The sequence below is a fragment of the Bradyrhizobium sp. CCBAU 11386 genome (genome assembly GCF_028128955.1).
GTDB lineage: Bacteria > Pseudomonadota > Alphaproteobacteria > Rhizobiales > Xanthobacteraceae > Bradyrhizobium.
Map to the genome: position 1 here is coordinate 74,300 of NZ_LBKA01000234.1, position 12,226 is coordinate 86,525.

At 64.9% G+C, this 12,226-nt stretch carries 10 protein-coding genes; 6 read left to right on the top strand and 4 right to left on the bottom strand.

Translation table 11 applies throughout. The features are described from left to right. The first annotated feature begins 8 nt into the window (after window positions 1–8). Window positions 9–869, top strand: a complete 861-nt coding sequence (locus tag XI09_RS23880; protein WP_271569035.1) for a prephenate dehydratase — start codon at window positions 9–11, stop codon at window positions 867–869. Between the two features lie 125 nt (window positions 870–994). Here the strand turns inward: XI09_RS23880 and XI09_RS23885 are convergent, their stop codons facing one another. Then, window positions 995–2,008, bottom strand: a complete 1,014-nt coding sequence (locus XI09_RS23885) for an LLM class flavin-dependent oxidoreductase (RefSeq protein ID WP_271569036.1) — start codon at window positions 2,006–2,008, stop codon at window positions 995–997. A gap of 376 nt (window positions 2,009–2,384) precedes the next feature. Here XI09_RS23885 and metF point away from each other — a divergent pair, with 376 nt between their 5' ends. From metF to XI09_RS23900, 3 genes are all read left to right on the top strand, one after another. Continuing rightward, a complete protein-coding gene (gene metF / locus XI09_RS23890; RefSeq protein WP_271569037.1) occupies window positions 2,385–3,305 on the top strand; it encodes a methylenetetrahydrofolate reductase [NAD(P)H] in 921 nt (306 codons plus the stop codon). Between the two features lie 6 nt (window positions 3,306–3,311). Next, window positions 3,312–7,169 (top strand): methionine synthase, encoded by a 3,858-nt coding sequence (metH, locus tag XI09_RS23895; RefSeq protein WP_271569038.1) that lies wholly within the window; start codon window positions 3,312–3,314, stop codon window positions 7,167–7,169. 671 nt (window positions 7,170–7,840) lie between these two features. Then, entirely contained in the window at window positions 7,841–8,629 is a 789-nt protein-coding gene (locus XI09_RS23900; protein ID WP_271569039.1) for a hypothetical protein, read from the top strand. 295 nt (window positions 8,630–8,924) lie between these two features. On the opposite strand, the gene XI09_RS23905 is transcribed toward XI09_RS23900, so the two are convergent. Both XI09_RS23905 and XI09_RS23910 read right to left on the bottom strand, forming a co-directional pair. Further along, window positions 8,925–9,554, bottom strand: a complete 630-nt coding sequence (locus XI09_RS23905) for a glutathione S-transferase family protein (protein WP_271569040.1) — start codon at window positions 9,552–9,554, stop codon at window positions 8,925–8,927. A 149-nt stretch (window positions 9,555–9,703) separates the two neighbouring features. Further along, the gene (locus XI09_RS23910; protein WP_025576453.1) at window positions 9,704–10,006 is read right to left on the bottom strand and encodes an ArsR/SmtB family transcription factor; all 303 of its coding nucleotides are present in this window, start codon (window positions 10,004–10,006) and stop codon (window positions 9,704–9,706) included. 75 nt (window positions 10,007–10,081) lie between these two features. Here XI09_RS23910 and XI09_RS23915 point away from each other — a divergent pair, with 75 nt between their 5' ends. Both XI09_RS23915 and XI09_RS23920 read left to right on the top strand, forming a co-directional pair. Continuing rightward, complete coding sequence (locus tag XI09_RS23915) at window positions 10,082–11,017, top strand: threonine/serine dehydratase (RefSeq protein WP_271569041.1); 936 nt, start codon at window positions 10,082–10,084, stop codon at window positions 11,015–11,017. Window positions 11,018–11,033: 16 nt separating this feature from the next. Further along, complete coding sequence (locus XI09_RS23920) at window positions 11,034–11,471, top strand: DUF6636 domain-containing protein (protein ID WP_271569042.1); 438 nt, start codon at window positions 11,034–11,036, stop codon at window positions 11,469–11,471. Between the two features lie 106 nt (window positions 11,472–11,577). Here XI09_RS23920 and XI09_RS23925 read toward each other — a convergent pair whose 3' ends face one another. Next, the gene (locus tag XI09_RS23925) at window positions 11,578–12,171 is read right to left on the bottom strand and encodes a GNAT family N-acetyltransferase (protein ID WP_271569043.1); all 594 of its coding nucleotides are present in this window, start codon (window positions 12,169–12,171) and stop codon (window positions 11,578–11,580) included. Window positions 12,172–12,226 lie beyond the last annotated feature (55 nt).

Genomic DNA, 12,226 nt, shown 5'->3' on the forward strand with positions numbered 1-12,226 from the left:
GGCCGATCATGAGCAAGCTGAAAATCGCATTCCAGGGCGAGCCTGGGGCCAATTCCCACATCGCCATCGTCGAGGCCTATCCCGACGCCGAGCCGATGCCCTGCGCCACCTTCGAGGACGCGCTGTCGGCGATCTCGTCGGGTGAAGCCGATCTCGGCATGATCCCGATCGAGAATTCGGTCGCCGGCCGCGTCGCCGATATCCATCACCTCCTGCCGGCTTCCGGCCTCTTCATCGTCGGCGAATGGTTTCTGCCGGTCCGCCATCAGCTGATGGCGGTGAAGGGGACCAGGATCTCCGACATCAAGTCCGTCGAGAGCCATGTGCATGCGCTCGGTCAGTGCCGGCGCATCATCCGCAAGCTCGACATCAAGCCGATCGTGCACGCCGACACCGCCGGCAGCGCCCGCGACATCTCCGAGCGCAAGGACAAGACGGTCGCCGCGATCGCCTCTCGCCTGGCCGCAAAGATCTACGGCCTCGACATCCTCGCCGAGGACATCGAGGACGAGGCCCACAACACCACGCGCTTCGTGGTGCTGGCGCGCGAGCCGAAATGGGCCGCGCAGGGCTCGGGCCCGCTGGTCACCACGTTTGTATTCCGCGTGCGCAATTTGCCGGCCGCGCTCTACAAGGCGCTCGGCGGCTTTGCCACCAACGGCGTCAACATGACCAAGCTCGAGAGCTACATGGTCGACGGCAACTTCTTCGCCACGCAGTTTTACGCCGACGTCGACGGCCACCCTGAAGACAAGGGCCTCGCCTTCGCAATCGAGGAGCTGAAATTCTTCTCGCGCGAATTCCGCATCGTCGGCGTGTATCCCGGCCACCCGTTCCGGGCGACGTTCAGCGAGACACAGCAGGATTGATCTCGTGTCCCGGACGCGCGAAGCGCGAGCCGGGACCCAGAGGCCACGATACCCGGGGCGCGATGGGCCCCGGCTCTGCAGCGCACCGCCGAAGGGCGCTGCGCTGTGCCCGGGGCACGAGAGCTCTACGCGGCCGCTTTCAGCCCGAACGCCTCCGCCAGCAGCGAATACGACTTCTTTCGCGCCTCGTGGTCGTACACCGCAGTGATCACCATCAATTCGTCCGGCTTGCTGGAATCGATCAGCGGCTGGAGCTTCTGCTGCACGGTCGCAGGGCTGCCGACGAACAGGCGCGAGCGGTTGCGGGTGATCGAGGTGCGCTCGGCGTCGGAATAGGGATAGGCCAGCGCCTCCTCGACGCTCGGCAGCGGCAGATACTGACCGCGGTCGCGGCGGAGGCGATTGAGGTCGAAGGATGTCGCGAGCTTTTCAGCTTCCTCGTCGGTCTCCGCCGCGATGACGGCGACGGCGAGGATCGCGTGCGGCGTGGCGCGCCAGGCCGAGGGCTGGAAGCGGTTGCGGTAATGCACCATCGCATCGATCGCATCATGGGATGCGAAGTGGTGCGCGAAGGCGAAGCCCATGCCGACTTGCGCGGCCAGTTCCGACGAATAATCGCTGGAGCCGAGCAGCCAGATCGGCGGCAGCCTGGTGTCGTCGGGCATCGCGACGACGTCGTTGTAGGGATGGCCCGACGGGAATTCGCGGGTCTCCCACAGGATCAATTCGTGCAGCCGTTCCAGGAAATCGTCGCCCTCGCGGCGGTCGAGCCGGCTGCGCAGCGCGTAGGCGGTGGCGCCGTCGGTGCCGGGGGCGCGGCCGAGGCCGAGGTCGATGCGACCGGGAAACAGCGCCTCCAGCATCTTGAAGCGTTCGGCCACCACCAGCGGGGCGTGGTTGGGCAGCATCACCCCGCCGGAGCCGACGCGGATGTGCTTCGTCACCGCCGCGATTTGCCCGATCATCACGTCGGGCGCCGGGCTCGCGACGGAGGCGAGGTTGTGATGCTCGGCGAGCCAATAGCGGACATAGCCGAGCCCATCGACATGGCGCGCCAGATCGATGCTGTTGCGCAGCGCCGCGGCGGGTCTTGTGCCTGTGGTGACGACGGAGAGGTCGAGGACTGAGAGCGGGATCATGGCGCGTTAACGTAGTGGAGGGCCGCGCGGCGGCAATGGGCAGACAGCGCAGGTCTGGCGTGTGCGAGCCGATGCGCCCCGCCAAACGAGGCGTTGGGACAAGCGACATTGCCGTGACGGCAAATTTATCCTGCCCACCCGAATGTCAACCATCCAATTACCGCGGACGCGAAACAACATATTGATTTTACATATTTTATCGACTTGATGCGATTCCCACAAACCATCTTACGGGTGAGAAAATTCAACACATCTAGGGCCAAGTGGGCGACTTCCCATCTCCGATGGGCTGTCGAGTGCGGCCGCTTTGGCTTATCTTGGCTACTCCCAATCTAGACCTGACCGCAGGCCGCGAAGACCTGGAGTGAGTGGTGCCATGACTGATCTGACGAAGCCTGCGACAGCCGACGGGCAAGACGGGCACCTGAAGCGGCCTGCGATCTCCTTCGAGTTCTTTCCGCCCAAGACCGAGGAGATGGAGCGCAATCTCTGGGAGACCATCAACCGGCTCGCCCCACTCGACCCGAAATTCGTCTCGGTGACCTATGGCGCCGGCGGCTCGACCCGCGAGCGCACCCATTCGACCATCGCCCGCATTCTCAAGGAGACTGCGCTGCTGCCGGCCGCGCACCTGACCTGCGTCGGCGCCTCGCGCGGCGAGATCGACGAGATCGTCGACCGCTACCACGAGGTCGGCGTCCGCCACATCGTCGGCCTGCGCGGCGATCCGCCCGGCGGCATCGGCACGCCCTATTCCAGCCATCCCGACGGCTACCAGAGCTCCGCCGACCTCGTCGCGGGCATCAAGAAGCGGCACGGCGACATCGAAGTATCGGTGTCCGCCTATCCCGAGAAGCACCCTGAAGCGCGCGATTTCGATGCCGACATCGACATGCTGAAGGCCAAGGTCGATGCCGGCGCCACCCGCGCGATCACGCAGGTGTTCTTCGATAACGACCTCTACTTCCGCTATCTCGACCGCGTCCGCGCCCGCGGCATCGACATCCCGATCGTGCCGGGCATCATGCCCATGCACAATTTCAAGCAGGCGAGAGCCTTCGTCACGCGCGCCGGCACCTCCGTGCCGGACTGGCTTGCCGAAAAATTCGATGGCCTCGACGACGACGCCGAGACCCGCAAGCTAGTGGCGGCCACCGTCGCCGCCGGCCAGGTGCAGAAGCTGGCGAAGCACGGCGTCGACACCTTCCATTTCTACACCATGAACCGCGCCGATCTCGTGTTCGCGATCAGCCATTTGCTCGGCATTCGCGCCAAGAGCGCGCAGAAGGCAGCTTGACCCAAGATGACCGTACCCGTTTCCGCCAAGCGAACTGCCCTGCTCAAAGCCGCCCGTGAGCGCATCCTGGTGCTCGACGGCGCCATGGGCACGATGATCCAGAACCTCCAGTTCGACGAGGCCGCCTTCCGCGGCGAGCGCTTCAAGAACTTCCATCGCGACCTGCGCGGCAACAACGATCTGTTGATCCTGACCCAGCCGCAGGCGATCGAGGACATCCACGCCGCGTACTTGCGCGCCGGCGCCGACATCGTCGCGACCAACACCTTCTCCACGACCTCGATCGCGCAGGCCGATTACGACCTCACCGACATCGTCTACGAGATGGCGCGCGAAGGCGCCCGCCTCGCCGGCAATGCCGCACGGCGCGTCGCCGCCGAAGACGGCAAGCCGCGCTTCGTCGCCGGCGCCATCGGCCCCACCAACCGCACCGCCTCGATCTCGCCCGACGTTTCCAACCCCGGCTACCGCGCCGTCACCTTCGACGATCTGCGCAAATCCTATGGCGAGCAGATGCGCGGCATGCTCGATGGCGGCGTCGATCTGCTGCTGGTCGAGACCATCTTCGACACGCTGAACGCCAAGGCGGCGCTTTACGCGATCGCCGAGATCACCGAAGAGCGCGGCATCGACATGCCGGTGATGGTGTCGGGCACCATCACCGACAAGTCCGGCCGCCTGCTCTCCGGGCAGATGCCGGAAGCGTTCTGGAATTCGGTGCGGCACGCCAAGCCCATCACCATCGGCTTCAATTGCGCGCTCGGCGCCGAAGACCTGCGCGCCCATATCGCCGATATCGGCCGCGTCGCCGACACGCTGGTCTGCGCGTATCCCAATGCCGGCCTGCCCAACGAATTCGGCCAGTATGACGAGACGCCGGAATACATGGCGCGCCTGGTCGGCGAGTTCGCGCGTGATGGTTTGGTCAACATCGTCGGCGGCTGCTGCGGCACCACACCGGAACACATCGCTGCGATCGCCGCGGCGGTTGCCCCGCACAAGCCGCGCATCGTGCCGGAGATCGAACCGCGCTTGCGGCTCTCCGGCCTCGAGCCGTTCATCCTGACGGACGCGATCCCCTTCGTGAACGTCGGCGAGCGCACCAACGTCACCGGATCGGCACGCTTCCGCAAGCTGATCACCGCCGGCGACTACACCGCCGCGCTGCAAGTCGCGCGCGACCAGGTCGAGAACGGTGCGCAGATCATCGACGTCAACATGGACGAGGGCCTGCTCGACTCCGAAGCGGCGATGGTGACCTTCCTCAACCTCGTCGCCGCCGAGCCCGACATCGCCCGCGTCCCCGTGATGGTCGACAGCTCGAAATTCTCGGTGATCGAGGCCGGCCTGAAATGCGTGCAGGGCAAGCCGGTCGTCAATTCGATCTCGATGAAGGAGGGCGAGGAGAAGTTTATCCACGAGGCCAAGATCGCCCGCCGTCATGGTGCGGCTGTCGTGGTCATGGCCTTCGACGAGGTCGGCCAGGCCGATACGTTCGCGCGCAAGACCGAGATCTGCAAGCGCGCCTACGACATCCTGGTGAACCGCGTCGGCTTCCCGCCCGAGGACATCATCTTCGATCCCAACATCTTCGCGATTGCGACCGGCATCGAAGAGCACAACAATTACGGCGTCGACTTCATCGAGGCGACGCGCTGGATCCGCCAGAATCTGCCGGGCGCGCATATCTCGGGCGGCGTCTCCAACCTCTCGTTCTCGTTCCGCGGCAACGAGCCGGTGCGCGAGGCCATGCACTCGGTGTTCCTGTATCACGCCATCAAGGCCGGCATGGACATGGGCATCGTCAATGCCGGGCAGATGATCGTCTATGACGACATCGATGCTGAATTGCGCCAGGTGTGCGAGGACGTCATCCTCAATCGCGATCCGGGCGCATCGGAACGGCTGCTGGCGCTTGCGGAAAAATTCCGCGGCAACAAGACCCAGACCAAGGAAGCCGACCTCGCCTGGCGCGAATGGCCGGTGGCGAAGCGGCTGTCGCATTCGCTGGTCCACGGCATCACCGAGTTCATCGAAGTGGATACCGAGGAAGCGCGCAAGGCGTCGTCGCGTCCGCTCGACGTCATCGAGGGCCCGCTGATGGCCGGCATGAACGTCGTCGGCGACCTCTTCGGCGACGGCAAGATGTTCCTGCCGCAGGTGGTGAAGTCCGCCCGCGTGATGAAGCAGGCGGTCGCCTGGCTGATGCCGTTCATGGAGGAGGAGAAGGCGCGCAACCTTGCCAATGGCATCGGCACCGAAGGCTCCTCGTCCGCCGGCAAGATCGTGCTCGCGACCGTCAAGGGCGACGTCCACGACATCGGCAAGAACATCGTCGGCATCGTGCTCCAGTGCAACAATTTCGAGGTCATCGACCTCGGCGTGATGGTGCCGGCGGCCAAGATCGTCGAGACCGTGAAGGCGGAGAAGGCCGACATCGTCGGCCTGTCCGGCCTGATCACGCCTTCGCTCGACGAGATGGCGTTCTTCGCCGGCGAATTGCAGCGCGAAGGCTTGAAGCTGCCGCTGCTGATCGGCGGCGCCACCACGAGCCGCGTGCATACGGCGGTCAAGATCGACCCGAGCTACCGCGCCGGTCCCGTCGTGCACGTTAACGACGCCAGCCGCGCCGTCGGCGTCGCCTCCGCGCTGCTCTCGCCGGAGAAGCGCGTGGCCTATGCCGCCGAGGTGCGCGCCGAATACGCCAAGATCTCCGACGCGCATCTGCGCGCGCAGGCCGACAAGAAGCGGCTGAAGCTCGCCGCCGCCCGCGCCAACCGCGTGCCAGTCGATTTTGCCGCGAACAAGCCGGTGAAGCCGACCTTCCTCGGCACCAGGGCCTTCGACGAATACGACCTCGCCGAGCTCGCGCCCTATATCGACTGGACGCCGTTCTTCCAGACCTGGGAGCTCGCCGGGCGCTTCCCCGCGATCCTCGACGACGCCAAGGTCGGCGAGGTCGCGCGTTCGCTCTACGATGACGCGCGAAAAATGCTCGACCTGATCGTCAAGGAGAAATGGTTCCGGGCGCGTGCCGCGATCGGCTTCTGGCCGGCGAATGCGGTAGGCGACGATATCGTGCTGTACGCCGACGAGAGCCGGACCAAGAGCATCGCGACGCTGCACACGCTGCGCCAGCAGCTCGAAAAGCGCGAGGGCCGTTTCAACGCGGCGCTCGCCGACTTCGTCGCGCCTGTTGGCACCGGCGTGCCCGATTATGTCGGCGGCTTCGTCGTCACGGCCGGCATCGGCGAGGATGCCGTCGCCGACCGCTTCAAGATGGCCAACGACGACTACTCCTCGATCCTGTGCAAGGCTTTGGCTGATCGCTTGGCCGAAGCCTTCGCCGAGCGCATGCATGCCCGCGTGCGCCGCGAGTTCTGGGCCTACGCGCCGGACGAAGCACTCTCCTGCGACGATCTGATCCTGGAGAAATACCAGGGCATCCGCCCCGCACCCGGCTATCCCGCGCAGCCCGATCACACCGAGAAGGCGACGCTGTTCGAGCTGCTCGACGCGGAGGCAACTGCCGGCGTGAAGCTGACCGAGAACTTTGCGATGTGGCCGGGCTCGAGCGTGTCCGGGCTCTATTTCGCAAACCCCGCGAGCTATTATTTCGGCGTCGGCAAGATCGAGCGCGACCAGGTCGAGGATTATGCCGCGCGCAAGGGCATGACGGTCACTGAGGCCGAGCGCTGGCTCGCGCCGGTGCTGAACTACATCCCGGCGCGAGAGGGGGCCGACAAGGCCTTCGCGGCGACGCCGGCGAACGACGAGACGTCAAAGGATCTCGCCTCGCATCCGCCGGGCTGCACCTGCGCGGTGCACCTCGTCTGGCAGAAGAAGCGCGCGGGTGCGGGGTAGACCCGCCTCTAAAACAAAAATGAGAAAACAACCCCATGCACAGTAGAGATGGGGTTGAACAGCTTGAGATATTTCGGTCTTACCGAAACGACTTGCGACGTCGGGCAAAACAGCAGTAATATTCCATCCTCGCCTATCGTGCCCGTCTAACACTGTCCGCCTCGCCCATCGCCGTCATTCCGTGGGCGCGAAACGCGAGCCGGGCCTTCCGCAGGTTCGTAGCCCGCATGAGCGAAGCGACATGCGGGACCAGCTTCCCCGGATATCGCTTCGCTCATCCGGGCTACGGCTGTAGCATTCCATCATCGCCCCACCGCTCCGGTTTCGCACTCCGGCGGATGCGATGTCCCAATCCCGTCATTGCGAGCCAACGGGGCCGCGCTTTGCGCGGACCCGTTGGCTCGCAATGACGGAGCACGTGGCGACGTCACGACGTCCACTTACATCTTCAAACAACAGACACAACTTTGCTCGCGGGAACCGGACTCGTGTGAACTCGATCACTTGTCCGCTCAACCTTGATTCGCTACTCTATCGGCCTACTACCTTCGAACCGACGGTTTGCTTGGGATCGAACATATGAAGCAGTTCATTGCACTGTTCGTCGCCGCGATCGCTCTCGTCGTACTGCCCACGATTGCCGCGGCGGACTGTCCGAAAGGCTACGTGCCATGCGGCGAACGAAGTCAGTTGTGCTGCCCGGGAAAGTAACCAGCCGCAAATGGCTTTGGCTTGGTAGCGGAGTATTTGTCGCGATCGGCCTGGTGATGGTTGCAGTCTGGGTCGGATTCCCGCGCAAGAAGCAGACGATCACGGCCATCCTCTCCGAGACCGGATATTTCGAGGTGGTGCCGCCGAGCACGTTCGGCGGTCCCGGCACGATCAACACGATCGAGTATCTGAGCGACGGCCGGCTGGAACTGCATCCGACCTGCGACGTCGACCCCACGCTCCTGGCCAGCAAGATCCAGAAATCACGCACTGTCGACCGGGAGTTGAAGCAATCGCTCGAGAAGAAACTCGACGTATCGGCAGAGGTCAGGGAGAAGCTGTCGGCTGTCGCCGGGATGCAGCAGGTCGAAGCGGTCAACCTCAAGCTCGAGAACGCCAACATCCTGCTGATTTCCGACGAGTCGCTGATCTCGACCCGGAACGCATTGCTGAAGGCGGAATGCGAGGACGCGGTGACCCTGAACGTTTCGAGCGGCGGCGTGGTGTGCCAGACGCGGTCCGTTCTGGAGGCCGATGTCGTCTACGAGATCAAATATCACAACAAGATCTCGATGGAGGAGAAGGCCAAGCTGACATCCGAGATCGCAGCGAAGCTCGACCTGGACGTCCATCAGGGGGCGAACGACAAGGTGTCCGGCTCTCAATTGTTCTTCGGCATAAGACTGTCGCCAAATCCGATCGTCCTGAAGACCGCAGCTGGCGAGATCAAGCCCTGTTCGCGGAAATAGGAGCGCATTTTCACCCCTTTGGCGACGTCTGCGAAGCAGGGGCGCGAGCCTGGGATGACGACCTTGTAGCCCGCATGAGCGAAGCGACATGCGGGACCAGCTGCCCCGGATTTCGCTTCGCTCATCCGGGCTACGACACTGCGCCTGCTTCCAGACCGTCATTCCAGGGCGCGCCACTTGGCGCGAGCCGGAATCCATTCATCCGCGACCCAAGCTGCCCGATGGATTCTCAGATGCGCAATTGCGCATCATAGCTCGCGCTCCGCGCGCCCCGGGATGACGGACAGAGGCATGTTCACCCCTTCGGCGGCGCCAGCGGCTGCACGATCTCCTGGAACGGCGCCAGCGCCTCGCAGCGGTCGGCGTGCGCCGCAAGCGCCGGATAGCGCGCCGCGTCGAACAGAAGCGGATGCGCTTCGCGGGTGAAGCGCACGACGCAGGCAACCGCGATATCGGCATGGCCAATGCGATCACCCAGCCAGTACGGCGTCGCCACCTTCGCACGCTCGGCGTCGAGCACGCCGAGCACGTCGCCGATCTGCGCCTGGCAGCGCTCGACCCACAATGCGAGCTGCTCCTTCCGCAGCACGCGCTCATAGAGCAGGCTCACCGCCTTGTCGCCGAGACCGGAAGCGAGCGCGCAGATGCGCAGGTGCTTGCGCCGCTCGGCGCCACTACGCGGTAGCATCGCCTTCCCCTCGCCGACACGCTCGTCGAGGTAATCGAGGATGACCGTGCTCTCGATCAGCGCCTCGCCGTCGTCCAGCACCAGCGTCGGGACGCGGCGCAGCGGATTATAGGGCGCGATCTTGTCGGCATCGCCGAAGGTGGACCACGGCCAGTGCTCGAAGACGAGTCCGTAAAGCCGCAGCGCGATCGCGACGCGGCGGACGAAGGGGGAATCATATTGGCCGATCAGGAACATGGTTCTCGCTCTTCTCGTTGATGGGACGCGGCGGGGCCGATCAGTTTCCACGACAAGATCGGCGCGGCGCAAGAAAGAATATGGAAATGGAGCATTGCGCCGGTTGCAACGGCACCTGCAACATCACGCGCGAGGTGCGCGCTGCGCGGTCAAAGGCCGTCCTGGATCGAGCGCTTGATGGCGGCGATGGCGGTTTCGTTGCGCTTGTACATCGTCCACTGCTTGATCCGCTTGGCGCGCACCAGCTTTGCGGCCGTCAGGACCCGCATGTGCTCGCTCACGGTCGGCGCGCTGACGCCGAGCTTCTCGGCGATCAGCAATCCGCAGACGCCGTCCTCGACCAGGTCGCCATCGGCCTGCTCGCGAAAATGCCTCCGCGGATCCCGCAGCCAGTCCAGGATCTGCAGGCGACGTTCGTTGGCCAGCGCGCGCAGGGCAACAGTGAATTTCATTTAGCCATTTTGCTAATTACCTAATTGATGTCAACTCCAGGATAGGCTATCAAGGACGGCATCATAACAGCGACAATGGACATCACGCGGGAGCGGATTGCGGCGACCGAAGCCGTCATTCGTCCGCACGTAAGGCGCACGCCCCTCATTATGGCCGATCTCGCCGATTTCGGCCTGCCGGCGGCGCCCATCACGTTCAAGCTCGAGATGCTGCAGCATTCCGGATCGTTCAAGGCGCGGGGCGCATTTGCCAATCTGCTGCTGCGACCGGTGCCGGAGGCGGGCGTGGTCGCCGCATCCGGCGGCAATCACGGGGCAGCGGTCGCCTATGCGGCGCAGCGGCTCGGCATTCCCGCCACGATCTTCGTGCCCGATATCACCTCGCCAGCCAAGGCCGAGCGGATCAAGGGGTATGGCGCGAAACTCGTGATCGCGGGCAGCCGCTACGCCGATGCACTCGCCGCGAGCGAAGCGCATGTTGCACGGACCGGTGCAATGGCAGTTCATGCCTACGACCAGGCCGAGACCCTGCTCGGCCAGGGCAGCGTCGCCCTGGAGCTGGAGCAGGACGCGCCCGGCATCGATACGCTCCTGGTGGCGGTCGGCGGCGGCGGGCTGATCGGCGGCATTGCGGCGTGGTACAAAGGCCAGACGCGCATCGTCGCGGTCGAGCCCGAGCAATCGCCGACCCTGCACGCCGCTATCGCGGCGGGAGCACCGGTCGATGCGCCGGCCGGCGGCCTCGCCGCCGACAGCCTTGCGCCGCGGCGCGTCGGTGAATTGATGTTCCCGATCGCGCGGGCCCATGTCGAGCGGGTCGTCCTGGTCAGCGACGAGGCGATCCGGCAAGCCCAGGCAGCTTTATGGTCGAGCCTGCGTCTCGTGGCCGAGCCCGGCGGCGCAGCCGCATTTGCCGCGCTACTGTCCGGCCGCTATCGTCCCTCACCCGGCGAACGCGTCGCAGTGCTGGTCTGCGGCGCCAACACCACGGCGGTCAAGTTCGACAGCTAGTCTCAAGGGGAATTGCATGATCGGGCCCCGCGCCGTCATCCTGGCATCGACCCTGCTTGCGTTGATCGGAGCCGGCGCCGCAAGCGCGCAGGACCGCCCGATCGGCTTTCTGACGCCGTCGAAAAACATCGCCTGCCAGTTCTTTGCCGATAACGGCCAAACGAACGACAAAGCCGTGCTCCGCTGCGACATCATGAACATGGAGGCCCGCCCACGCCGGCCCGCCGACTGCGAGCTCGATTACGGCCACGCCTTCGAGATGAGCGCGAAAGGCAGCGCCGGCCGCATCTGCGCCGGCGACACGGTGATGGACCCATCGCTGCCGGTGCTCGCCTATGGCGAGGTCTGGCAGCGCGCTGGCTTCACCTGCCGGTCTGAGCAGGCGGGGCTGACCTGCTTCAATGCGATGCAGCGCGGGTTTACGCTGGCAAGGGCGGAGCAGAAGGTGTTTTGAGGAAGTGCTGACGTAGCCCGCATGAGCGTTAGCGACATGCGGGGGATCCTTGCTCAGACCGTTCCCGGATGTCGCTTCGCTCGTCCGGGCTACGACCGTGCACACACTATTCGATAATCGGCACATGCTTCGCCGCATCGCGCGGCGCGGTGCCGTCGAGACGCGGATCATCGGCGATCTCGATCTGGCGGCGGAACGGGAGGAAGCCGGAGCGCTGATAGAACGCGACGGCGGAGGGATGGTCGAAGGTGCAGGTGTGCACCCAGACGCGGCGCAGCTCGCGCGACCATGCGAGCTCCAGCGCACGGTTCATCAGGAAGCGGGCGGCGCCTCGCCCGATCAATCCTGCGGTGACGCCGAAATAGACCAGCTCGCACTGGCCGGCCTCGCGGAAGTCAAGCTCCAGCAGGCCTTCGTCGTGGCCGTCCGCGACCAGGGTGTAGACCTCTATTCCGGGTGCGTGGATGACCGCGGCAAGCTCCGCATCGTTCATGCGGGCGCGTGAAAACCACAACCACTCCTCGCCGACGCGGCGGTGGAGGTCGCGATACCAATCGAGCGCGGGTGCAACGACCTTGCGCAGGGTCCACGCGCCGGGCGGGTCGTCACGGCGCGCGGGAGGTGCGGTCATCTCGAGATGCGTGACGACGGCGGCGATCTTGCCGGCGGGGACGTCGGAATAGCCGTCGGGGAGGATCATTGTTGCTTATTCCGCTTCATCGCAAGAGACTCCAGAGCGGCGCTACACACTCCAT